At 30.6% G+C, this 23,838-nt stretch carries 21 protein-coding genes; 9 read left to right on the plus strand and 12 right to left on the minus strand.

Features of this window, described 5'->3' with window-relative positions; all coding sequences use genetic code 11:
• Positions 1 to 109: 109 nt before the first annotated feature.
• The 7 genes from I6U51_RS20655 to I6U51_RS20685 form a co-directional block, all read right to left on the minus strand.
• Entirely contained in the window at positions 110 to 2,158 is a 2,049-nt protein-coding gene (locus I6U51_RS20655; RefSeq protein WP_343069757.1) for a cell wall-binding repeat-containing protein, read from the minus strand.
• Between the two features lie 120 nt (positions 2,159 to 2,278).
• Positions 2,279 to 4,015, minus strand: a complete 1,737-nt coding sequence (locus tag I6U51_RS20660) for a DUF4153 domain-containing protein (protein ID WP_211144453.1) — start codon at positions 4,013 to 4,015, stop codon at positions 2,279 to 2,281.
• A gap of 243 nt (positions 4,016 to 4,258) precedes the next feature.
• Positions 4,259 to 4,801 carry a hypothetical protein gene (locus I6U51_RS20665; RefSeq protein ID WP_211144454.1) on the minus strand — a complete coding sequence of 181 codons (543 nt, stop codon included), beginning with the start codon at positions 4,799 to 4,801 and terminating at the stop codon, positions 4,259 to 4,261.
• 60 nt (positions 4,802 to 4,861) lie between these two features.
• Complete coding sequence (locus tag I6U51_RS20670; RefSeq protein ID WP_211144455.1) at positions 4,862 to 7,348, minus strand: glutathionylspermidine synthase family protein; 2,487 nt, start codon at positions 7,346 to 7,348, stop codon at positions 4,862 to 4,864.
• 22 nt (positions 7,349 to 7,370) lie between these two features.
• Complete coding sequence (locus tag I6U51_RS20675) at positions 7,371 to 7,742, minus strand: hypothetical protein (RefSeq protein WP_211144456.1); 372 nt, start codon at positions 7,740 to 7,742, stop codon at positions 7,371 to 7,373.
• A gap of 4 nt (positions 7,743 to 7,746) precedes the next feature.
• Positions 7,747 to 8,394: a hypothetical protein gene (locus tag I6U51_RS20680; RefSeq protein ID WP_211144457.1), complete on the minus strand. Its 648-nt coding sequence runs from the start codon at positions 8,392 to 8,394 to the stop codon at positions 7,747 to 7,749.
• A gap of 15 nt (positions 8,395 to 8,409) precedes the next feature.
• Positions 8,410 to 8,595 carry a hypothetical protein gene (locus tag I6U51_RS20685; protein ID WP_211144458.1) on the minus strand — a complete coding sequence of 62 codons (186 nt, stop codon included), beginning with the start codon at positions 8,593 to 8,595 and terminating at the stop codon, positions 8,410 to 8,412.
• Positions 8,596 to 9,007: 412 nt separating this feature from the next.
• Between I6U51_RS20685 and I6U51_RS20690 the strand changes: the two genes are divergently transcribed.
• Positions 9,008 to 9,910, plus strand: coding sequence for a diguanylate cyclase (locus I6U51_RS20690; protein WP_211144459.1), 903 nt, complete (start codon positions 9,008 to 9,010; stop codon positions 9,908 to 9,910).
• Between the two features lie 33 nt (positions 9,911 to 9,943).
• Here the strand turns inward: I6U51_RS20690 and I6U51_RS20695 are convergent, their stop codons facing one another.
• On the minus strand, positions 9,944 to 10,174 hold the full coding sequence (locus I6U51_RS20695) for a glutaredoxin family protein (protein ID WP_211144460.1): 231 nt from the start codon (positions 10,172 to 10,174) through the stop codon (positions 9,944 to 9,946).
• Positions 10,175 to 10,434: 260 nt separating this feature from the next.
• Here I6U51_RS20695 and I6U51_RS20700 point away from each other — a divergent pair, with 260 nt between their 5' ends.
• The 4 genes from I6U51_RS20700 to I6U51_RS20715 all read left to right on the plus strand — a co-directional run bounded on the left by I6U51_RS20700 (position 10,435) and on the right by I6U51_RS20715 (position 15,044).
• Positions 10,435 to 11,616 carry an MFS transporter gene (locus I6U51_RS20700; RefSeq protein ID WP_211144461.1) on the plus strand — a complete coding sequence of 394 codons (1,182 nt, stop codon included), beginning with the start codon at positions 10,435 to 10,437 and terminating at the stop codon, positions 11,614 to 11,616.
• 75 nt (positions 11,617 to 11,691) lie between these two features.
• Positions 11,692 to 12,132, plus strand: a complete 441-nt coding sequence (locus tag I6U51_RS20705; RefSeq protein WP_211144462.1) for a PaaI family thioesterase — start codon at positions 11,692 to 11,694, stop codon at positions 12,130 to 12,132.
• 230 nt (positions 12,133 to 12,362) lie between these two features.
• Positions 12,363 to 13,745, plus strand: a complete 1,383-nt coding sequence (locus I6U51_RS20710; RefSeq protein ID WP_246517558.1) for a rhodanese-like domain-containing protein — start codon at positions 12,363 to 12,365, stop codon at positions 13,743 to 13,745.
• 771 nt (positions 13,746 to 14,516) lie between these two features.
• A complete protein-coding gene (locus I6U51_RS20715; protein ID WP_211144463.1) occupies positions 14,517 to 15,044 on the plus strand; it encodes an FmdE family protein in 528 nt (175 codons plus the stop codon).
• Positions 15,045 to 15,464: 420 nt separating this feature from the next.
• Here I6U51_RS20715 and folE read toward each other — a convergent pair whose 3' ends face one another.
• From folE to I6U51_RS20735, 4 genes are all read right to left on the minus strand, one after another.
• On the minus strand, positions 15,465 to 16,058 hold the full coding sequence (folE, locus tag I6U51_RS20720; RefSeq protein WP_211144464.1) for a GTP cyclohydrolase I FolE: 594 nt from the start codon (positions 16,056 to 16,058) through the stop codon (positions 15,465 to 15,467).
• Between the two features lie 4 nt (positions 16,059 to 16,062).
• Positions 16,063 to 16,728 carry a putative 7-carboxy-7-deazaguanine synthase QueE gene (gene queE / locus I6U51_RS20725; RefSeq protein WP_211144465.1) on the minus strand — a complete coding sequence of 222 codons (666 nt, stop codon included), beginning with the start codon at positions 16,726 to 16,728 and terminating at the stop codon, positions 16,063 to 16,065.
• Positions 16,718 to 17,161, minus strand: a complete 444-nt coding sequence (gene queD, locus I6U51_RS20730) for a 6-carboxytetrahydropterin synthase QueD (protein WP_211144466.1) — start codon at positions 17,159 to 17,161, stop codon at positions 16,718 to 16,720. Before queD ends, queE begins: the two co-directional genes overlap by 11 nt.
• Positions 17,162 to 17,442: 281 nt before the next feature.
• Positions 17,443 to 18,123, minus strand: coding sequence for a phosphatase PAP2 family protein (locus tag I6U51_RS20735; protein ID WP_211144467.1), 681 nt, complete (start codon positions 18,121 to 18,123; stop codon positions 17,443 to 17,445).
• A 152-nt stretch (positions 18,124 to 18,275) separates the two neighbouring features.
• Here I6U51_RS20735 and I6U51_RS20740 point away from each other — a divergent pair, with 152 nt between their 5' ends.
• The 4 genes from I6U51_RS20740 to I6U51_RS20755 all read left to right on the plus strand — a co-directional run bounded on the left by I6U51_RS20740 (position 18,276) and on the right by I6U51_RS20755 (position 23,728).
• Positions 18,276 to 18,464, plus strand: coding sequence for a hypothetical protein (locus I6U51_RS20740; RefSeq protein WP_178906674.1), 189 nt, complete (start codon positions 18,276 to 18,278; stop codon positions 18,462 to 18,464).
• A gap of 386 nt (positions 18,465 to 18,850) precedes the next feature.
• A complete protein-coding gene (locus tag I6U51_RS20745; RefSeq protein WP_211144468.1) occupies positions 18,851 to 19,501 on the plus strand; it encodes a PspA/IM30 family protein in 651 nt (216 codons plus the stop codon).
• 201 nt (positions 19,502 to 19,702) lie between these two features.
• On the plus strand, positions 19,703 to 20,140 hold the full coding sequence (locus I6U51_RS20750; protein ID WP_211144469.1) for a hypothetical protein: 438 nt from the start codon (positions 19,703 to 19,705) through the stop codon (positions 20,138 to 20,140).
• Between the two features lie 216 nt (positions 20,141 to 20,356).
• Positions 20,357 to 23,728, plus strand: a complete 3,372-nt coding sequence (locus I6U51_RS20755) for an ATP-binding protein (RefSeq protein WP_211144470.1) — start codon at positions 20,357 to 20,359, stop codon at positions 23,726 to 23,728.
• Positions 23,729 to 23,838: the final 110 nt, after the last annotated feature.

Genomic DNA, 23,838 nt, shown 5'->3' on the forward strand with positions numbered 1-23,838 from the left:
CATGCAAAAGTTTGCTATAAAAAAATTAGCGACTTTGTATATAGTCCATGACATTTTTTATATAAGACACTATATGTTTTACATACAGTGTCTTATTATTGCTTGAGTTCTATTTCGCTAAATTAATTCTTAAATTTTCTCCAATTACTCCTGCTCCACCAAAAATAACTTGATTTACAAAGCTTTTTCCGTCAATATAAACCTTTTGATTTTTAATATCTCCACTGACAAGAATAACAGGAGAGCCATGTTTTGCAGCATACACACTACCAGCTAAAGCATCTGGGAAATTCTCACCAGAGGCAAAGGTTACAGTATCACTAGCTAAATCAAAATGTTTAGCTATATTTAAGGATGTCGCATATCTGTCGCTTCCCCAAATTCTAGCTATATTATCTTCAGAAAGATTAGCTATGCTTTTAATTTGTTCTTTTATACTATCAGATATAGCGCCAGTTCCTCCTATGATATATACCTTAGAAGGTTTAACCTTTTTAATAGTTTCTATAGCAGAATCTGATAAAGAATTACTGTCTGATAAAACAATTGGATATCCTTTTGAAGCAGCTACTGTTGAAATACTTAGACCATCTGCAAATACATTTCCACCAGCTATAACTAAAGGAGTACCTTCTTTCGCATTTATTTCATCATTTATAATTTTTATAGTTTCATATTTTGAGCTACTACTAAGTCTTTTTACATTTGAGTAACCTAAATTATTTAGGCTATTTACTATATCGTTATTTACTTCCTTTTCATCACCTAAAATATATACTGTACCATCTTTAGTCAAATGATTCTTTATATATTCTATAGTCTTCGTATTTTCAGAAGCAGAGTTACCACTTAAAAGTATAGGAGCATCTAGTTTTTTAGCTAAAACACTTCCACTTAGAGCATTTGGAAAGTTATAACCAGAAGTTATAACTACACTGCTGACACTTCCGCTATTAAAGCCTTCTGCAATTTTCGTAGCTGTTTCAAATCTATCCTGTCCACTTAATCTTATACTTGAATATTTTTTACCACTAGCAGGTGTCCAGTTATTTATTAAAGATTGGGCAGCATTTTCATCATTAATATATTGTCCACTGTATTCCTGTGAACATGCTTTCCATTCGTTAAAAGTTAATGTCTTATCGTATCTGTTTGTTACTATTCCGTTAACCTTATAATAAATATTGTTATCAAAGGAGTTATCTATTGAACTTTCGTCAGACAACTGAATATTATAGTTGCTGTATCTGCTTAAAAATAGGTTGTTTCTAAAGTAATTTTTAACGGCACCTTCTAGCATGTATATGTCGTCAAAAGCATTTCCATAAAATACATTATTATATATGTAATTGTTAGTTGCATTGCTGCCAATAGCCATACCATAAGCATGATTGTTATATAAAAAGTTATTTGTAATGTTGCAGTTACTGCCGCCATTAGGAGCCCCATACATTTGTATAGCAGCTCCTGCGTTATCATGAATATGATTTCCGCTAATAGTCCAGTTTGAAACATCGTAACCTATGTATATTCCATGATCTTTTGGCTTATTTATCTTTAAACCTACATTATATATTTCACAGTCTTTAACAGTACAATTGTTTGAACCATTTTCTCCGTATACTCCAGATGTTCCAACAGGTCTATATTCAGGATAATCTAAGTCATGTATTTTTAAGTTACTTAATTCGATATTACTTGAGTTGTATACATATACTCCTGCACCTGTATAGTCTTTCATTTCTATACCTTCAACTCTCCAATAAGAAACTCCGTTGAAAGTTATTGCATCGACACCATCTTTTCCAAATATAGTCCTAGCATTGTTTCCACTCATTACAACAGTTTCACCAGGATAATTTTTTATTGTATACCAAGCAGTACTTGAACCAGGTTTCTTGTGTCTGCTTAATACATCTGTAGTTTCGATATAGGTTCCTCCTCTTATTAAAAGAGTGTCGCCAGGTTCCATAGCATATATGCCTTCTTGAATAGATGGAAAAGGATTATCTATACTTCCCCAAGGCGCTTGTCTATCTCCTTTAGTCTGAGATACATATAATGTTCTACCGGCCCCTTCAGCGTGGACATCAAAAGAAGTAACTTGTAGACATATAAAGAATAAAGTTACTGTAATAAAAGCAAAAAATTTTCGCACGATTATTCCCCCTCGTATGATGTAAAATATTGATGACAATACAATTCTACTAAACTTTTCATAAATTCACAAGTTTTTACCAAAAAGGTGGTGAATATACTTATTTCACCACCTGAAATTTTATTTGATTTTAAGAAGCATATAGAACTCGATTCCTTTAGCATCAATATTTCCAGTTGATGGGTCTTTGTTGCCAGATATGTTTAAGAATATAAATTTAACCTTAATTTTTTCATTTTCCTCAACTAAAGTCATTTCTTCAGAAGAAAGTGAGTTTTCCTTTGAAAATAATCCATGTTTGTCAATTAGATTCTTTACAAAAGAATTTAAATTTTTATTATAAACCTCAATTCCTTTGTAAGTAACCTTTACAACTGCGGTTTCATAATTATATGAAGCTGTCAAAGGAGAACTTGATGCGTTAACGTGATTATTAAGAGTTCTTGTATCAAAGAGGTAATCATATCCACTTATATCTAGTGCATTTTCTGATTGATTTCTCATAAAAGTGAAGTATTCTCCAGTAGGACCGTAGCTTGATGCTACAAAAGAAAATCCAAATACTTTATCCATATCATCTAATTTGAAATTTTGTGGAAGATATTTAACATCTTTAAAGCTGTGATTCCGATTAAAATAATCTAGTATACTGCTTATTTCAGCTTTATCTTCTTTAGGAATATTAGGAGAACTTTGCAGTTTTCCATCTTTAAGTATGTTATCTTTTATAAGAATTTTTTCAAGTCTGTTATTTTGACTCATCTTTGAAATAGAATAGCTGCTAAGAGGACCAAATACAGAAATTAAGGCGACTATAGAAAGTGTAAGAGGAATTATTATGTTCCTATGCTTTTTAGTAAAGGATAAATAAAGCATCATTAAAAATAACCATACTCCTAGAATAACAACAAAATATCTTCTTTCTGTTACACCATAAGCATTTATTCTTATACCTATGGAAATAAACATCATTATAAGAAGTGGCAGAAGGATTTTAGGAGAAAACTTTAAAAATTTGTTTTGCCATGGATTTTCATCCTTTATAGGGGTAATAAAGAATAATACTATTGTAACAATAACTGAATACCACAGAACTAGATGAGAAACTATGCCAATTGGCCAATGTGCTGTTATAATTATTTTCCCAAAGTATATATATAGTATTATTGTGTATGCTGTCAAAAGCGGCATTACAATATATAAAAGCAGTATCCTCAGAAGCTTTGGATAAGATTTCACAGTTAGTTCTTGATTTTTAAATGGTATTCCAGAAAGAAAATATGATACTGCAAAGATAAAAACTACAAAAAGCCATGTATAGTAGTAGACTTTACCTAAAATCTTTATTCCAAGAAGTTTATCTATTGTAAATAAAATTGCAGAAAGCCCTAAATATAATACAATTGAATAGATTATAGTGATAAAAAATCCTGTAAATACAGTTATAATGTACATTTCAAATTGTTCTTTTTTAAGAAGATGTGGTATAAAAAGAAACCATAGATATAGTGCAAGACTTACAGCAATGTATCTAGTAATAGGCACCATTTCTCTAGTTTTTAGAAATAAGAAGTAATAAAGAATTAGAAATAAAGATCCACCTATATAAGCTAGAAGGAGCTTATAAATACTTTTTTCCTCTTTTTTCTCAAAGAAAAGCTTTATACAAAGTGAAAGGGGAATTCCAAGGGCAAGGATCATAGCTATTCTAGCTAAGGTGTCCTCTTTTAAATTAGTTTCTGATATTACTATAAGTACAGCAGCAACAGATGCTGAAAATAATATGGCAAGTGGAAATCTCTTAATACTTAAATATAATCCAGATAAGATGTTTCTGATATATTTTACAATCTTCATAAAGACCTCCTATTAAGTGATTTTTAGGCTCAGATGGAGTTTGCCTATAAGGATATTACTCTTTTCATCTGAGCCTTAGAAGAACTTATCTAGAGACGTATTATACTTTATTTCTCATCACAGGGCGTGGTGAGAGTGTTACGGATGGTATCTATCGAACAATTATAGTTTTAGGTTAATTTTTATATTAGATTTAGCATTAATACAATATTATATGTAAATCACATTTGCTGCAATATAATTTTATTCATCATTGTTTTCAGAATCTGTAGTAAGTTCACCACAGTCTTTAATAGTACCTTGAGGAATATAAGCCTTATAAAAATACCTGCTCTGTGTTTTTAACACCTTGTTTTTATCTTCTTTAGTATAGGTTCTCGTATAGGCTTTAACAGTTCCAGGTTTTTCGGTAGAATTATTTGATGAAACATAAACTATTTCTATTTCCTTTTCGGGCACATCTACGTTATTCGATTTTTCCCCATTCTTTTCTGCTTGAAAAATATAATGCACCTCGCCCTTTAGAGCACCTTTTCCGAGATAAAAACCCTCAACAGAAATCAAATTGCAGCTATCAACTAACTTCTCATCTTTTAATGTGTAGCCTACAAGATTTTTATCATCTTTTTTTTCTTTAGATTGCTTAATTGAATATATTGCAACAGCAGTAAATATAACTAAAAAAAATATTACTACTTTTTTAATTGTCCTTATAGAGCTATCTATTTCAGCTGACTTTGATCTTGATAATGTAACATTGCTTAAAGATTTATCTTTTTTACTCATAAAAATCTCCTCATGCTATTTTTATCTGACTGACTTGGCATAAGTCATGCATTTGCAGCTCTAAAATTCAGATGAGGTAAAAGAACCCCCATTTGAATTAAGATCTTGCTTCAAAAATATTGGTGCATATATACAAGAGCTTGTAGTAATTAATTCACCAAGCCTAGTATACGCTCCACAAAACTTATCACCGGCTATATATGTTCCTATTATTGGGTATAATAACTTCTTATCTTCACCTGTAGTACAATGCGTAACATAGTCTAAAGGTCTGATATCTTCTCTTTTTTGAAACACAAAATCATATTCAGGTTCTTCAAAAACATCACAACCAAGTAGAACTCCATTACCTTCTCTATCCAGTAGAGGCTTTAGGCATATATCAACGGTGTTTAAGTTTTCTACATCAAAGGATGTTTGAGTTATATACTTATCAATTAAATTAACTTCTTCCTCGGAGAAGAATCCTTGCAACTTTAGTTCGAAAATTAGTGCTAGAAATGCCTTAGACTGAGTTATTATAGTATGTGGAGGATTTATACTTAAAGTATTAAACTCTAGAGCTTTAAGTATTTGTTCATTTCCATCTTTTAAAAACCAATCTAAAGGATAATATCTAAACACAGCGTCTATAGGTTCATTATATAAATATAGTTTATCCTCATGTACTTTAACATCAAAAATGTTTCCCATTGTGATATTATAGGGCAGACTTTTAACCAAATTATATATAGCACTGGTATTATACCAATCCTCATAATAGGTACTGGATAGAATAGCTATATTGTTTATTTTTTTCACCTTTTCGTAATCTTTTATTATTTTATGGAACTCATTCTTTAATAGATATTCCATATTTTCATTTGGATTTTCATATTTAATATTTAACTCTTCTTTTATAATTTTGCTTATGCTTATGCTTTCTACCAGACCAGCTGGAGTTTCTGAATTAAATTCTAAAAGCTTCCACTGTCCTTTGCTGTTAAGGCACCAGTCCATTCTTCCTAGAAAAGTAAGAGAGTCTGTATAGTTTTGAACAGCTAAGTTATTTAAACCGGAAATTCCTAATATAGGAGAAAAAGTGTCAATATTGTCAATAACTAATTTTTGAGCCTTTTTAAAAATATGACAAAGGGCTTCTGATGCATTTTTTAATTCTAAAAATTTATTTTTATCTATTAAAAGACTATCTAATCCAATATATTCTTTATCTCTAAAATACCTTCCTGTAAATCCAGATTCCATCATAGCCCTATCTGTTACCCTATCCCATAACTCTTTTCTGCACTGAAGGTTTGGTTTAACAACTTTTAAAGGATTTTCGCCTAATCCTATAGGTGTTATCCAGGTACTTTCGTCGCAAGTGAGATAGCTTTCGTTCCATCTTGTACAAAAGCCTTTAACCTTCCCCTCTATGAGGTAAACTCCAAAGTTTCCAAAGGCTTCTTTAGGTATATGGCGATGCTTGGAAGCAGCAGTTACTGAATCTTTATGAATAGGACAGAATTCTTGTAATATGAAACTATTGTCTTTTTTTAGTACATAGTTTATAACTTCTAGCCATTCTTCTCTGTTATAAAGTATTCCTATAAATACATCTTCACTGTACCTCCCGTATACTGGTTTTAATACATATTTATCCTTATTATCTATAACTTCATTGATATATTCTTTTCTAAAAGGTACAGTATAGGGAATAGTTTTTCGTATTACTTCTTTTTCAATGTTTGTTAACCTATAATCATTATTTGAAACAAGGTTCCATAAAAAAGAAAATAAATTTTTACATTGACCTACAATAATTCTGGGATCATTTAATATGAGTATTTTTTCTTTGCCATATAAATCTAGTATAGCGTCTATATCTGTTACTTCATCTAAGTGCTCTGTAGGGAATTGTCTTAGTATTATATCTATCTTTTCTTTGCCAAAAGCAATAAGTTCATCATTTACTACTTTCAAGTTTTTAGGACCAACAGCTATGAAATGAAAGCTACTGTCCTCTAGCAGTTCAGTATATAAATAGGAAAGTCTAGATTCTTCTAGGTGACAAGGATCTATTAATATAGCAGTATTGAAGGTTCTTTTTTCTTTAAAGAATTGAGAAGCTATATTTTTATAGGAGTTGATAAAGCTTTCCTTAAAACCCTTATTAATATTATTTTCAGCATATAGATATTCGCTTGCTAAGATTTCTCTTTGAGCACAGGGTTTATCATAATTAAATTCAGAGAAAAAGACGCCACCATCTTCTCTTATAAAAGCATCAAATCGGACCCAAAATATAGGGCTTAAAGGAACTTTTAGATTTAAAATATCTCTTTTATAATTAAAGTCAGGTATAAAATCTATAAAGTCACTAAAGCTAGTATTAATATTTGCAACTATCCTTTGCAGTAAAATATCTAGTATTTCCGCAGAGTCTTTCATACTTTGTGCAATTTCCTTTTCTAAATAAAAGGGAGCAGGAGAAAATATGCTATCTTTTCTTCTGCTATCTATCATATAATAATCAAATAATAATTTATCCGTTAAAGATTCATACATAATCCATCATCTCCTGTTATAACTAGCCTGCTACGCTACCAGCATGTACTCCTGAATATCCTCCTGAAGAAGAAGGAGTTGTCCACGCATGCCAGCCGCTAGAAGATTCATTCGATACAGTAGAGTTTCCACTGCTGCTTTTATTAGATGAATTAAATATAAAAGGAGAGGAACTGTGATAGTAACCGCCTCCACCACCGCCAGTATAACCACTTTGTTGCTCTTCTTCATCTTTATCCTTATCCTTGTTAACATTCTGATTTTGATTTGTAGAGTTTTTTACTGTATTGTTAGAAGAACTGCAGCCTGATAAGGCTATAGGGTTAACCATAACCATAGATACGGCTAAGGTTAACGCAGCAGATTTCTGTTTCCATGAATTGTTCTTGTCCATAATATTAACATTCTCCAATCTTACACTTGCTTACTTTAATATCAAAATGCTCCAGATAATCAAGATAACAATTTATATCTTCTTTTATTTTATCAGAGTAAATATAAACGACCTTTGAATAACAAAGTTCTTTTAATAAGTCTACATTTGGCATATCTTCTTCTGTAGTTTCGTATTGGTTGTTAAATGAATTTTTTTCAGTACCATCAGACTCCAATAAATATCTTCCACTATCTAATATGAAGATATATCCCTTAGGATCAATACTATTTAATTTATCCCCGCAAAGAAGTAAATTACCTATAAGCTTCTTGCTGCCTATTAACCCGTAAGGATGAAAAAGCAGATTAAGCGTTAGTATAGGTTTAATATTCAAGTTATTTTGAAGTAAATATCCTAATAATATACTCTGATGTCCTGGTATATCTAAAAGAAAAATGGTATCTGATGTATTATTTGAATCTATTATTGTCTTAATCTTATCATACAGTATACTTTCTTCTAGAGAAATAGAAGGATTCTCTAATTCAAAGTTTGGATAATTCTTTAAAGATACAAAGGCTGTTGATTTAAGGAAACATTCAAAGGCATCTGTACCTTCTCTCCATTTTATATATATAGGATATAATTCTAAATCCTTTAAAAAACTCAATTTCCATTTGCCCCCCTAGTAAACTACCGCTACGAATTTATTTACATTTATTATATGAGTATAATTGTTAGAATCCCTTATTACTAAAAAACCTTCTCTTTGAGTCTCAATGATTGCATCTTCAATGACTATATCTGGTTCAGAGTTGTTATAAGATTCTATGCTTGTATAAAGATTTAGTGTTTTCTTTTCGTTAAACATTTTTTATGCTCCTCCGGTTATATTAAAGTATTACACAATCTTACTATCTTTTATTTATATTATCAATGTTAAATTAATGTTAAATCACTACGAAGAAATGCCTAGTTTCATGTTTAGAGCAGTTTGTGTGATGCAAGCTAATAGTTGCTTTTATTATTTTAAGCTCCCTTTGATTTTATTCTATACTTTAATCTTATTTAACTAGTAATATAAAAGCTTTGGATAAAATTTGCTATTTACTTTGTATAACTTCCTTTGGTAAAATTAAGTATGTTATTTGGTGAAATGTGTCGGTTTTTGAATAAAAGTTTTTCATTAGAATCATTAGCCAAAAGAAAAATAAACATATTATCACAGTAATTAGTCGTATTAAACTATTAATAAATAGGAAAATGGATAGGTGATAAATATAATGACTAAAACAATACTTATAGTAGATGATACAAAATTAAATTTAAGAATTCTCATAGACATATTATCAAGAGAGGGATATGCTGTATTTGCATGTACTGATGGGTTGAAGGCGCTAGAGTTAGCTAATAGAATTAACCCAGATGTAATCTTATTGGATATAGTTATGCCTGAGCTTGATGGCTTTGAAGTTTGTAAATTATTAAAGGAAAAGGATGAAAGTAAGGATATACCTATAATAATGGTTACATCAGAAACTAAAAGCCAAAATATAAAGAAAGCTTTGGAGCTTGGAGCTTTTGACTATATAAGAAAACCTATAGATGAAGTGGAGGTGTCTGCCAGGGTAAACTCTGCATTACGCTTTAAAACTCATCAAGATAAATTGAAAGAATTAGCCATGAAGGATGGGCTTACTGAGTTATATAACCATAGAGTTCTAATAGAGCTATTTGTAAAAGAGTATGAGAAACAATTGGAACTTAAAAAAGGAATTTGTTTTGCAATGCTTGATATTGATTTTTATAAAAAAATTAACGATAACTTTGGACATACATCTGGAGACATGGTTTTGAGAGAAATTTCATCTATTATAAAAAGTTCTGTTAGGTTTTGTGATATAGTTGGTAGATATGGAGGGGAAGAATTTGGTATAGTTTTTCCAGATATAGAATTAGGTGAAGCTTTAAGGTTATGTGAAATGATAAGAAAAAGTATTGAGGAACATGAATTTAATGTACGTAATAAATCTATTAGAGTCACAATAAGCATAGGAATATGCTACAAATCAGCAAAAGAACATATAAAATATAATGAGATGATAGAAGCAGCGGATAAAGCTCTTTATAAGGCAAAAAATAGTGGCCGCAATAAAGTTGAGATTGGAATGCATAAAGTAATATAATAAGGCATAGAATTAAATTCTATGCCTTGTTAGTTATAATCCTAAAATTGAATCAATTTTATCTTTATCAAATCCAAGGATTTCCTCACTATCAATTACAATTAAAGGAACAGATCTATATCCTTTCTTCATAAGTTCTTTTCTAGCCTCAGAATTTGATGAGATGTTATATTCAGTAAATTGAACATTATTCTGATTAAAATAATCTTTAGCAGCATGACAGTAGCCACAAGTATCGCTAGTGTATATCTCAACTTTTTTCATAAAAATCACCTCATTTATATAATTTAAGATTATAATGTAAGTTTTGTAATTACATCTATATTACTATTATATAATATTTTCTCGTAAAGTAAAGTAATTATTCATAAATTAATGTTTTCCTTAAGTAAGTTTTTTGCTTAAGTGATTTTTAGTTTGCTAAAAAAACCTGTAGTCTAAATATTTTACCCAATTATGATGTTAGCTTATTCTATGTATGATAAAATAATAAATATTGATGAACTACATAGGGGGATATACAATTGAAAAAAAAGGATTTTACATTGTTTTTAATTGCCGGTGCATTTATGGGGATTAGCCAAAGCATTGATTCTTCAACTTTTAATAATTTTTTTAATGATGTTTTTCATGTTACTGTTACACAAAGAACTTTAATGGAGCTGCCAAGAGAGTTTCCAGGGATTATGGTAGTATTTGTTTTAGGAATGCTGTTATTCTTAGGGGATATAAGAATAGCCTTTGTAGCAAATATACTTTCTGCGTTGGGGATGCTTGCTATAGGTTGTTTATCAAAAAGTTTTGGGATAACTATGTTATGGGTCATTGTATACAGCATGGGGCAGCACCTTTTAATGCCAGTACAAAATAGTATAGGGATGAAGCTGGCAGAAGAAGGGGATGTAGGAAAGATACTTGGAAAGATAAATGGGCTTAATACTGCCGCTTTTCTTGTAACAAGTATTATAACTGCAATCGTACTAAGATATGTAAAATTAGATTATAGAGTTGCCTTTTCAATAGGAGCAATAGCGTATATGGCTTCTGCAGTATTAATATTTAAAATGACACCCTATAAAAGCGAGAGTAAAATAAAGAAGCTGTTTATAAAAAAAGAATATAGCTTATTTTATTATCTTAGTATATTAAATGGTGCAAGAAAACAGATATTTATAACATTTGGTCCATGGGTACTTATTAAGATATTTAATCAAGGAGTTAGTACTTTTGCATTACTAGGGTTTTTTACTGCAGGTATTGGAATCTTCTTTAAACCCTATGTTGGTTATCTTATTGATAGTATGGGAGAAAGGTTTGTACTAACAGCAGAGGCACTGCTGCTTATTTTAGTATGTACAGGTTATGCTTTCGCAAAAAGTATTCCGGGAACTGGTTTACTCACGAATACTGCTTTATATATAACTTGCGCTTGTTTTGTAGTAGACCAGCTCCTTACGGCAGCTACCATGGCCAGAGCTACTTATTTGAAAAAAATTGCTGTAAATAGTGAAGATATATCACCTACCTTATCCATGGGAATCAGTATGGACCATGTAGTGTCAATGTTTATTCCATGGTTAGGAAGTTTAATTTGGAATGCTTTTGGGTATGAGTATGTATTCATTGCCGGAGCATGTATAGCCATAATGAATTTCACATTAGCAATGAAAATTAAGATACCTATGCAAAAAAGCATATCAGTATAAGAAGAGTTTATATAAGGAATTATTAATTTTATATTAAGTGTAATATTTTTTATAGTAAAAGGAGAAATGGGTGAAATGAGATATATAGAAAAAGCTTTAATCAGTATTGGAAAAGAGTATATGTTGACATCCCTTGAAGAAATAACAGCAAGTTGTTTTGAGTTAATGCAGCCAATTTTACTAGAATATGTGCCAAATGAAAAGCTTAAGATAAAGTTTCCTGTATTACAGATGTATTTAAATCCGGTGAAGTCCATGCAGGGAGGGTTTATTTCTGCAGCCTTTGATAACGCTTTTGGCATGTTATGTTTTCTTTCTACAGAAAATAAGGCAGTTTCATTAGATTTAAATACTAATTATCATAAACCGATTTATGAAAAAGACCAGCTTGTGATTAATGTGTATTTAAAATATAAGGGAAATACTTTAATAAATATGTATGCTGAGGCTTTTAATAGCAATGATGAACTTGTCGCTACAGCTGATAGTAAAATGATGTTTATAAAAGATCAATAATCTCTATAACAATAGCCTTAATTATATGACATTAGTGGTTCAGATAATTAAGGCTATTATTATAACCAAAAAACATGCAATCTATTTGGTTTTGTAATAGAGTTAAAACTGGTTATTTGAAAATTTAATATAGAGGAATTATATATTTACTTATTAATTAAGTGATAGTAAACTCTATAGTTAGGGACCATAGAGCTTATAAAGACTAAGGATATTAGGAGGGAATAATCTTGAAAAAAAGTACTAAATTATTAGGTATACTTTTAACTTTATCTCTTTCAGTGACAGTATTAGCTGCATGTGGAAGTAAGCAAGAAGTTAAAGAAGATGGAAAAGCTAAAACTATTACTGCTAAAGAGCTTAAAGACAAAATTGGGAAAAGCGATTGGGTAGTAGTAGATACAAGAGAAAATGATGCATTTAATGGCTGGACACTAGATGGCGTAAAAAGAGGAGGACACATTAAAGGAGCAACAGATTTCTCAGCTGCTTGGTTAAAAGCAGATAATAAAGATAAGGACAAGCGTTTAGATGATGCCCTAAAGACTAAGGGAATATCAGCAGAAAAGAATGTAGTTCTTTATGATGCCAATGGAAAAGATGCTAAAGAAGTTGGAGATTATTTATCTAAAAAGGGATATAAAAATATATATACATATGACGTAAAAGAGTGGGCTAAAGATGAAAGTATGCCAATGGAAGCATATACAAACTATCAAATGTTAGTGCCAGCATCATGGGTAAAAGATTTAGTCGATGGCAAAAAACCAGAAACTTATAAAGGTAAAGAATACAAGATTTTTGAAGTTTCCTGGGGAGATGAAACAAAGTCACCAGACTATTTAAAAGAAGGTCATATTAAGGGAGCAGTACATATCAATACTGATGAAGTTGAAGAAGGACCTCTTTGGAATCGTATTTCTGATGATAGACTTCAAAAATTTGCAGAAAGTAGTGGTATAACAACAGATACTACAGTTGTATTATATGGAGCTGATTCAATGCCATCCTTCAGAGTTGCTGCAATACTAAAATATATGGGTGTAAAAGATGTTAGAGTATTAAATGGCGGAACTGCAAAATGGAAAAATGCAGGTTATGAATTAGAAAAAACATCTAATAAGAAAACTGCTGTAGCTTCTTTTGGAGCAACAGTTCCTGCAAACAAAGGCTACATTGTTGATTTACCACAAGCTAAAGAAATAATAGCAGACAAGCAAGGGAGTAAATTAGTTGATATTAGAAGCTGGGATGAACATATTGGTAAGACATCAGGATATGACTATATAAAACCAAAGGGACGTCCAGCTGGTTCAGTATGGGGTCATGCAGGTACAGACAATTCAAATCTAGATGATTATAGAAATGTAGACAATACAATGCGTAATCAAGATGAGATAATTGCTATGTGGAAAGAATGGGGTATTACTCCAGAGCAAAGATTATCTTTCTTCTGTGGAACAGGTTGGAGAGCAGCAGAGGTTTTAACTTATGCGGATGTTATGGGATTAAAAAACATATCACTTTATGATGGTGGTTGGAATGAATGGAGTGGAAACACTGGAAACCCAGCAAATCCTATAGAAACAGGAGAACCTAAAAAACAACAATAGGAAACTAATACTAGAGGAATAAGTACAATGAGAATAAAAAGTTTTTTAAAATGGTTAGGTACTATTATTCAAGCATGCTTAATAGCATTTTCTCTTATTATTTATTATCTATCTGATAAAAAGATGGGGTTAATGCGCTCTTTAACATATAAGAATGATGTATATAATAAGTTATCTTTAAAAGTTTGGATAATTTATGGTTTACTCTTTATACTAGTACTATTTATCATTACTATGGTTAGAGCGTATAGAGAATCAGTTAATTTTAAATGCTGTTTAGTGTATATAGTAGTTAACGCACTGTCTATTATTTTTACGGTTAAACTAAATACTGAAATAGTATTATCATATTATGTTTTAGCTATATCTCTTTCGCTTTTGCTGTGTATACAGCTTATAAAACTTAATTTTCTTAAGATAAAGTGAAACTTACTTCAGGTGGGGTTTTAGACCCCATCTGAAGTTTAGTTGAACGAATCCAGGGATGTAGCCGCTCTAATACTCCCACCTTGAGAAAAGCAGAGAGCCCAAATCTCCGATTTGGTGCGAATCGCTTTCACAGAGTGCGAGGGAGTATTAGAGCGGGTAGTCATCGGATAAAAAAATAGACGGAATTTAAGTGCACCCCAAATGTTAGATACATATAATATTTGGAGGTGCATTTTTGTCCATGTTTGAATAATATAAATGGAAAATTCTATAATTTATAAATTATTTTAGTTATAATATTTAGTAGATAATCTAATTAATTGAATTTGAGGGGGTATAAAAATGAATAATGAATTATGGAAAAAATGCGTAGATTTTCATGGACATGAATGTCCTGGACTAGCTATAGGCTACAAGGTAAGTGAAGCAGTGAAAGAAAAGATGGGATTGAGCTTTTCAAAGGATGAAGAAATAGTATGTGTAGTTGAGAATGATGCTTGTTGTGTAGATGCGGTGCAGGTTTTGACAGGCTGCTCTATAGGAAAGGGAAACTTGATACATAAAGATTCAGGAAAAATGGTCTTTACATTTTTTAATAGAAAGAATGGCGATGGTATTAGGATTGTTCTTAAATCTCGAAAGAAAGGCGAAGACAGACAAAAGGAAATAGAGCGCATACTGAATGCTCCTTATGACGAATTATTTGAATTTAAAAAGCCTAATTTTCAGCTTCCTGAAAAAGCACGAATATTTACCAGTGTAGTTTGCGAAGAATGCGGAGAATCTGCAGCAGAACACAAAATAAGACTTATGAATGGGAAAAAGGTTTGTATTGATTGTTTTACAGACTATACAAGGCATATTTACTAAGTTTAAGATATCTCCATAGGAAAAAAGTCCGAAAGTCAACTTATACAACCGGATATGTTTCCAAGCTTCAGCACGTTAAGCAGAGAGCCAAAATCTATGATTTTGTGCGAGTCGCTTACTCCTCTGACGTAAGGAAGAGGAGTTTCATATAACATTAAGCCGCTGTGCTCAAACAACTCTAAAGTTCTAAGGTTCTCTTAAAACCCTTTACTAAGACTGGCACAAAGTTTTTAAATCTACTTCAGCTTTGGAAACATATCCCTCTGCATAAGTTAACTTTCTAGCTAGTTTCTTTATAGATATCTAACTCTGATATATGACTTAACTAAGGTATTTATAGGGGTACATCTGACAGTACATAAGAGGTACCACTATGAATACTGCTAATAAGTCAAACACCGAGGTTGAATATCCATATATTTATTTATAAAGCATCATCAGCTTATTATTTAGCATTGGGTCAATATTAAATCTTCCTCTTAGTGTAACTGATACTGTTTTAGTACCAGGCTTTTTTACACCTCTGGTAGTCATACATCCGTGCTCGCCTTCTATAATAACAGCTACATCATCTGAATCGGTTATTTTTTCAATAATTTCAGCTATGTCTGTACCTATTCTTTCTTGTAATTGGAGTCTTCGTCCTACCATTTCAGCTATTCTAGCGATTTTACTTAACCCAATCACTTTTTTATTAGGTATATATGCTACTGCGACCTTCATGTTATACATTAATGCTAGGTGATGCTCACAATGGCTGAATATTTCTATATCTTTCATCATAACTATGTCATTAGTATCAGTTCTTTCTTTAAAAGATAAATCATCTTCAAAGGTTTTGTTAAACATTTCCGCAATTTCATCATTGGTATAGAGCATTCCTTCAAATATTTCTTCATACATTTTAGCTACACGTTTAGGAGTATCCTTAAGACCTTCTCTGTTAGGATCTGCGCCTAATGCTATAAAAATACCCCTAATATGCTCCTCGATTGCATTTGTATCGATTGGCATTACATTACACACCTCTCTTGTCTGGGGCCCATATAACTTTATGAAGCTGCATTTGCAAGTTTACCCCATTCATTTTATTGTCTTTCATAAATTCTACAATTTCGCTCATATCAATTTTTCCGTATACTGGACTAATATATACATTAGTTTTATCTACAAGTTTATATTTATCTATTATATTTTTGGCTCTTTGCAAATCTTCAATACTGCCAGATACAAATTTAACTGTATCCTTGGAAGTTAAGTATTTGAAGTTATCTAATATCATTTTATCCTCCATTCCACTTGAAGGAAGCTTATAGTCCATAGTAAAGGCTGGTGGATTTTCTATATCAAAAAACTTACTTAATAGCACACTGCCATTAGTCTCTATTTCAATATTAAGTGTCTCATCGCTGCAGAGTTTATTTAATAATTCTATTATGTCTTTCTGAAGAAGAGGCTCACCTCCAGTTAGAGTTATGTTTATAATCTCAGTAGATTTTATATATTCATATATAGCATCACTAGTCATTAATTCATAGGTCACGCCATCTTTATTTGCCCATTCTGTATCGCAGTAGCTGCATTTTAGGTTACAGCCTGCAAATCTTATAAATACTGCTAATTGACCGGATAAAGAACCCTCGCCATTTATACTTATAAATTTTTCAACTACTTTAAAACTCATTGGAATTCCTCTCGCTTTCTTCATATATAGCACTATTAGTAGGAGTTTCGTAAACAGTAGATCTTTTTACATTATAGCCTTTATTCTTTATTTCCTTGAAGAAAAAAGCAGCAAAATTTTCTGCTGTAGGTCTAAAGTTAACTGTTATTACTTTAAATCCATCTTGAAGTATGCAATGTAATGTTTCTTGTCGCATAGTTCCTTCTTGTATAATTAATGCATGATCATAATAATCTATCATATCTTTAACATCTTTTTTCAGGTCACTAAAATCCACTACCATACCGTCAAGTTGACCACCTTTTATTAATGTTTCAGATTGTACCTCAATTTCCACTCGCCATCTATGTCCGTGGATATTTCCACACTTACCTACATATTGAGCGAGAAAATGAGCACTATCAAAACTATGTTCTGTTTTTAAAATATACATGTAAATTCCTCCTAAAATAAAAAAGGGCAGAAACTGCCCTTAAACAAAAAACTACCTAAGCCGGTAGTTACGTCCTAGTTTTGTTTATAGACAGGATGGTTACGAACTGTCTTTTGTATGCTTTTGTACTCATATATTTTAATATATGTTAAGAAGTAAGTCAAATCAATGTTTCTGGAAATTGGAACCAGGTCTACAGAGGAATTATTTAAGTTTTATATTTGCATAAACTATCTTCTTTGGAATTTAATAAATATAGAATAGTACTAGAATTTTCTGTTTTAGTTTTCTATGTTATCTATCTTCGGTGAAGATGCAAATAATTTTGGTGTTTGATAAATAAATATATAAATTATTGTAGCAAGAATAACCCCTCCAACAACATCTATAATTGAATGCTGTTTTATAAATACTGTGGAAGCGCATATTGATAGTGCCGCCACAAATGATAAGCTTTTAAGTAATGTTTTATCCTTTAATTCATAACAATTAATTAGTGAAATATGAACTCCAATGGCATTGCAAACATGAATGCTTGGAAATACATTATTTGTGCCATCATGATCATAAATAAAATTAACTAGCCAAGAAAAAACATCATTACCTGGTACACTTGGTCTGGGAAATTGAGCGTTTGGATATAGTATAAATATTATAAAGGAAATAGTCATGCCTAACGAAAGAAAAAGCTCCATTCTGTAAAAGGCTCTTTTTGATGCAAACCCAAGATATAGAAATCCAATAGCCATATATGCAAACCAAAAGTAATAGGCTAAAACAAACTCTTTCACAAAAGGTATTTGAGAATCAAGATAAAAATACATAATATGCTCAGGAATTATAGTTTTTTTTAGATAAGCAAACCATAAGGTTAAAAATAGGAATATAGTTAAGGACAAAAAGTGTTTATATTTTTTATAAGTATTTTTTATTAATAGCATTATTTTCCTCGTTTCTACCATAAACATTTTTTAAAATATTTTTACTGCACCATAATTATTATATACCTTTTAAGTTTTTATTATAATTTTTGACAGAAAGATTGTATGGTATTCACCAACATGAATAGCATAAGTTTATTTTGGATAGCTTAACATTAAAAGAGGTGAAAGCTATGAGTGAAAAAATAAGAGACTTAGACAATTTCGAAAATGCTTTTCAAAATGCTGTTGCACAAGCAGCTAATATTGGAGTGTTCAATTTTGCAACAACAACAGTAACGGATTTTACTCAGATTAATCCAAATGGAGTAGAATTAAATAATAATCTTGCTGAGAAAAGAGAATCAATAGAAAATAAATAAGAGTAAATATAAAGTATAAAAGGCAGTGATGCCTTTTTTTATTTGCATAATTTAAGATATTAAGCTATAGATATACAACTTGGGTGCTTGGATTATTAGAGGTATTTATAGAAGTACATCTTCTGTACTGTCAGATGTACCTCTATGAATACATTAGTTAAGTCAATTAGGGAAATTGGATATATATACCTTGGGAAATTGAGCAAAATATTAGATATATTTAGATATTGGGAGATTAAGCTTAGTAATAATAGATAAATAGTCGAAAACAAGTGGAAATGAGTTTAAACTAATATTGTTAAATAGTATATATAACTATATAATAGGATTATAGTTTTTGAACAAGAAATTAAAAAATTAAAAATAATCTTTAGGAGGATGTTTTTATGGGAATGATTAAAAGAATATCAAATATTTTTAGGGCAAAGGTTAACAACGCTTTAGATGAGGTAGAGAATCCAATAGAGCTTTTAGATCAAAAGGTAAGAGATATGGAAGAAAGTTTAAATCAAGCAAAACTTTCATCTGCGCAAATCTTAGGTAATGTTCGTGAGAATGAAAAGAAAATGAATAATGCTAAAAGAGAATCTGAAGAATATGATGAAAAAGTAAAACTTGCGATGAGTAAAGGTAATGAAGAGTTAGCTAAAAAAGCTTTAGCTAAAAAACTTGAGGCTGATAAGAGCTATAATTCATTAAAAACAAGTTATGAAGATGCAGTAAAAAAAGGAGAGGCTATTAAGAAAAAATTAAGAGATTTAGAAGAGGAAATTGGGAAAACAAGGACTTATAGAGATGAGGCTGCTGCAAGATATAACAATGCTGAGGCAAGTAAAAAGGTTAATGAAATTTTAGCTAATGTAGACGATGGAAATAATAAGATAAACTTAGATGATATAGAAAGAAAAATCCAGAAGAAAGAAGCTTTTGCAGAAGGATTACAAGATTTAAGACAGGAAGATTCTTTAGATAAAGAGTTTGCAAAGCTTGAAGAAGTGGATTTAGATTCAGAATTACAAAAATATAAGCAAAGCTAAAGGATATAATATTAACAAATAGCTTATTATGGTGTAATATTATGTTGATGGATAATTTTACACCTAACAATTCTTTAAATCCATTAATAGCAAGGTAAGTTTTAAATCTTATTTGGTCCAAGTTTCAATTAATTGGTAAAGGGTATATTTCGAGAGGTTATGGTCAGTGTTCGTTAATATTGTATAGGGGGGAATGTAGAGATGTTCTTAAGTGAATTTAATAAAAAAGAAGCCATTGCATTTGTTAATCTGGTTGAAGTTTTGGCTAATATAGACCAAGTATTTGCTGAAAATGAAAAGGAATTATTAGAAGAATATATCGAAGAACTTTCTTTGTCTAAAGAGGATATAAAAAAGCTAGATTTTGAATCAGCTATTAAGGAATTAGAGGGATCCACAGATAGAATTAAAAATATAATATACTTTGAATTAGTTGGATTAGCTTTATCAGATGGAGCATATGATGAAAAAGAGATACAGTTTTTAATGGGACTAGCAGCAAGATTTAATATAAGTATAGAGAAGCAGCAGGAATTTATAAATTACTTTAAAATGGTTAAAGAAGTATATGATTCTACTTTTGTTGACTATGAAAGTAAATTAGAGCATCTAAAAAATATAGCTTTAGATATAATATAATATATATGTAAAGATAAAACAGTTTGCTTATATGCAAACTGTTTTACTTTTTTACGTAATAATAAAAAAGACTATGTCAATATTGCTATTAGAATAGTTTTTTGTCAATTTTTTTAATCAATAAATGAAGAAGAATGTTATAATTGGTAGAATAATGGCTGAATTTTTGGTAAAATATCTTTAGAAGTTATAAAAATAAATTATGAGGAGATTTTTATGCGGAAGTTAAAGCCTGCTATTGTTAGGGCAGTTCTAATATGTACAGCACTATCTATATGCTTAATATTGCTTTTAATGTTTATTAATAAAAACACTGAAGCTTTCAAAGCGCAGCCAATAGCTAAGGATGGTGTTTTAGATTTAAAAAATTGGGATTTTAAAAATCAAGGTATTGTTAAATTAGATGGACAATGGCAAATTTACTATAATCAACTTTTAACTCCAGAGGATTTCAAAAATAAAAGTGATTTGAAGAAAACAGGAGTAATTAATATTCCAGGAAATTTTTCTACATATAAATATACAGAAAAACAACTAGATGGCAAAGGATATGCTACTTATCGTTTAAAAGTTCTTACCAATAATGCAGAGGACTTGTATGCTATAAAAACAGAATTTATTCAAACAGCACATAAAATATGGATTAATGGTAAACTTGTAGCTGGGTCTGGAGTTGTAGGAACATCTAGAGCAGAGATGATCCCAAAAGTTGCTACAAGCACTGGTGCTTTTTATAACAATACTGGAGAGCTTGATATAGTCCTTCAAACAAGTAATTTTTATTATGGTACAGGACAAATTGACAGTATTTTATTGGGAACGGAATCACAAATTAGCAGATATAATGCTAAAAAATTAGGATTCGATTTATTCCTTTTTGGCAGCACTATAGTAGCCGTTATATATCATTTTGCCATGTTTCTAAGAAGAAAAAAGAACAAAGCTCCTTTGTATTTTGCTATAGTATGTGCCTTAGTAGGCCTAAGAACTATTTTAGTTGGAGAAAGATTAATCTACAGTATATTTCCTAATATGAACTATGTTTTAAATACAAAGCTTCTTCTATGGACATTTTTTCTTTATATACCTATGCTTGTACTTTTTATAGATAGCTTTTACCCTAAAATCATATCTAAATCAATAGTTAAATTTTCTAAGATTGTAGGAATAGCTTACTTTCTCATAATATTGCTTTTACCTGTTGTAAACTATAATAATTTATTATTTCCTTTTGAAATAGTAGCACTCTTTTTATTATTATACATTTTGTGCAACTTATCTTATAGGTATCTTACACAAGGTGAAGGGTATCCAATGGTCATAGTTGCTGTATTTATCTTATTTATAACAAGACTTAATGATATTTTATATGAATATTCGATAATTCAGACTGACTCCTATGCTCCATTAGGAATGCTTATTTTTATTTTAGCTCAATCCTATGTGTTAGCAGATAGATTTTCAACAGCATTTTCTAGTGTTGAAGAAATGACAGAAAAACTAAAATCTGTGAATAGACTAAAGGATGATTTTTTAGCTAATACGTCCCATGAATTGAAGACGCCGTTAAATGGCATTATTGGATTATCTCAGAGTTTGTCTTCAGAATTGCCAGAGTCTCTAAGTAAGAGAAATAAAGAAACTTTAAATTTAATAGAGGCTAGTGCTAAGCGATTATCTAATTTAGTAAACGATATTTTGGATTTCTCAAAGCTTAAAAATAATGATATAAACCTTGAAATGAAAGCTGTGGATATTAGACAGCTTACTAATGTTGTCATAAAGTTTTGTGAACCTTTTATTGGCAATAAGCATTTAAAAATCATTAATAACATAGATTATAATACTCCTCCTATCTATGGGGACGAAAACAGAATTGAACAAATTCTGTATAATCTAATAGGAAATGCAGTAAAGTTTACTGATGCTGGTGAGATAGTAGTATCAACGGCGGAAAGTGGAGATTACATAGAAATTACTGTATCCGATACAGGTATAGGAATAGCATTAGAGCAGATTAATAAAATTTTTGATCCCTATGAACAGTGTGAAGGAATAGATAGAAGATATGGAGGAACAGGTTTAGGGTTGCATATAGCAAGAAAGCTAGTGAGGCTTCACGGCGGAGAAATAAAGGTTAAATCTGTGGTAGACCAAGGCTCAAAATTTATTTTTACATTACCAAAACATAATTCCTATAATCGTGAGATAGATAACTTACAAATAGATACAGACAAAGAAGAGTTAAATGAAATGCGGGACTACAAAGAAAATGATGAATGTAGCAAAGAAGTACCTAAAAACGGTAAAAGAATATTAATTGTAGATGATGAGCCGATAAATATAAGAGTTTTAAAACATTCTTTAGAGCAACGAGAATATACAGTTGTTACAGCTGCTAATGGCAGAGAGGCAATAGAAAAGGTGGCTAATGACAAGGATTTAGATCTTGTCATCCTAGATATAATGCTTCCTGATATGCTTGGCTTTGAAGTATGTACTCTATTAAGAGAAAAATACTCTTTACTTGAACTACCAGTTTTAATAATGACAGCTGATAATCGGGCTGAAAGTTTAGTTGTTTCCTTTGAATGTGGTGCCAATGATTATTTAAAAAAGCCTTTTGAGCGTTCTGAGCTCTTAACTAGAGTAAAAACTCTTATAGATTTAAAGCACTCAGTTAAAGAAGCTATAAAATTGCAGTTCCAGGTTGAAAATACAACAAAACAGGTAGAAGAGCTAAGTGAAAACTTTGAAGAAAACAAAAGAATGCTTACTGAAGTATTAGAGTATGATAAACTTAAAACTGAGTTTTTTGCCAATGTCTCTCATGAACTCCGAACTCCATTAAATGTAATATGGAGTACAACACAGTTACTTCAATCAATAAAGTTAACTAGCTGTGGGGAAGGATATGACATAAATAGATATTTAAATATCATGAACCAAAATACCTTGAGGCTTTTAAGATTAATAAATAATTTAATAGATACCACTAAAATAGACGGAGGATATTTAGCACTTAATTTGGCTAATGACAATATAATATATGCTATAGAAGAGATAGTTTTATCAGCTGCCAGTTACACTGAATCTCAAAATATAAATTTAATTTTTGATACAGAAGTAGAAGAAAAATATATGGCCTTTGATTCGGATAAAATCGAAAGAATAGTATTAAATATACTATCAAATGCAATTAAGTTTACTGAGAGAGGCGGCAGTATATTTGTTAATATTTATGATTTAGGAGATAGAATTAAAATATCTATTAAGGATACTGGAATAGGAATTCCTGAAGATAAATTAGAAAGTGTTTTTGGAAGATTTGCTCAGGTGAATAGGCCTATTTCAAGAAGAGGTGAAGGAAGTGGAATTGGTCTGGCGCTGGTAAAATCACTTGTAGAACTCCATGACGGGAAGATATATGTTAAAAGTAAGGTTGGAGAAGGTAGTGAATTTATAATTGAATTGCCAGTGACTCTTGTAGAAGAGAAGAAGGACTTAGAACCTGAGTCATCTTATAAAGATATGAATTCCAAATATATTGAGAGTGTTCAGATTGAGTTTTCGGACATATATGAATAATTAAAAGGTGCGGTTGTATTGCCGCACCTTTTAATTATTTATTTTTGTTAAGGCATAATCAAATAAATAACAGACCAGTATTCTCGCATATTTGGTCTCTTATTTATTTG

This window comes from Clostridium aciditolerans (genome assembly GCF_016316925.1).
Taxonomy (GTDB): Bacteria; Bacillota; Clostridia; order Clostridiales; family Clostridiaceae; genus Clostridium_AM; species Clostridium_AM aciditolerans.

Excerpts from the sequence above, each read along its gene's own strand:
- I6U51_RS20660 (WP_211144453.1), bottom strand. The coding sequence starts at position 4,015 with ATGAAGATTGTAAAATATATCAGAAACATCTTATCTGGATTATATTTA.
- I6U51_RS20665 (WP_211144454.1), bottom strand. The coding sequence starts at position 4,801 with ATGAGTAAAAAAGATAAATCTTTAAGCAATGTTACATTATCAAGATCA.
- I6U51_RS20670 (WP_211144455.1), bottom strand. The coding sequence starts at position 7,348 with ATGTATGAATCTTTAACGGATAAATTATTATTTGATTATTATATGATA.
- I6U51_RS20675 (WP_211144456.1), bottom strand. The coding sequence starts at position 7,742 with ATGGACAAGAACAATTCATGGAAACAGAAATCTGCTGCGTTAACCTTA.
- I6U51_RS20685 (WP_211144458.1), bottom strand. The coding sequence starts at position 8,595 with ATGTTTAACGAAAAGAAAACACTAAATCTTTATACAAGCATAGAATCT.
- I6U51_RS20690 (WP_211144459.1), top strand. The coding sequence starts at position 9,008 with ATGACTAAAACAATACTTATAGTAGATGATACAAAATTAAATTTAAGA.
- I6U51_RS20695 (WP_211144460.1), bottom strand. The coding sequence starts at position 10,174 with ATGAAAAAAGTTGAGATATACACTAGCGATACTTGTGGCTACTGTCAT.
- I6U51_RS20705 (WP_211144462.1), top strand. The coding sequence starts at position 11,692 with ATGAGATATATAGAAAAAGCTTTAATCAGTATTGGAAAAGAGTATATG.
- I6U51_RS20715 (WP_211144463.1), top strand. The coding sequence starts at position 14,517 with ATGAATAATGAATTATGGAAAAAATGCGTAGATTTTCATGGACATGAA.
- folE (WP_211144464.1), bottom strand. The coding sequence starts at position 16,058 with ATGCCAATCGATACAAATGCAATCGAGGAGCATATTAGGGGTATTTTT.
- queE (WP_211144465.1), bottom strand. The coding sequence starts at position 16,728 with ATGAGTTTTAAAGTAGTTGAAAAATTTATAAGTATAAATGGCGAGGGT.
- queD (WP_211144466.1), bottom strand. The coding sequence starts at position 17,161 with ATGTATATTTTAAAAACAGAACATAGTTTTGATAGTGCTCATTTTCTC.
- I6U51_RS20735 (WP_211144467.1), bottom strand. The coding sequence starts at position 18,123 with ATGGTAGAAACGAGGAAAATAATGCTATTAATAAAAAATACTTATAAA.
- I6U51_RS20740 (WP_178906674.1), top strand. The coding sequence starts at position 18,276 with ATGAGTGAAAAAATAAGAGACTTAGACAATTTCGAAAATGCTTTTCAA.
- I6U51_RS20745 (WP_211144468.1), top strand. The coding sequence starts at position 18,851 with ATGGGAATGATTAAAAGAATATCAAATATTTTTAGGGCAAAGGTTAAC.
- I6U51_RS20750 (WP_211144469.1), top strand. The coding sequence starts at position 19,703 with ATGTTCTTAAGTGAATTTAATAAAAAAGAAGCCATTGCATTTGTTAAT.
- I6U51_RS20755 (WP_211144470.1), top strand. The coding sequence starts at position 20,357 with ATGCGGAAGTTAAAGCCTGCTATTGTTAGGGCAGTTCTAATATGTACA.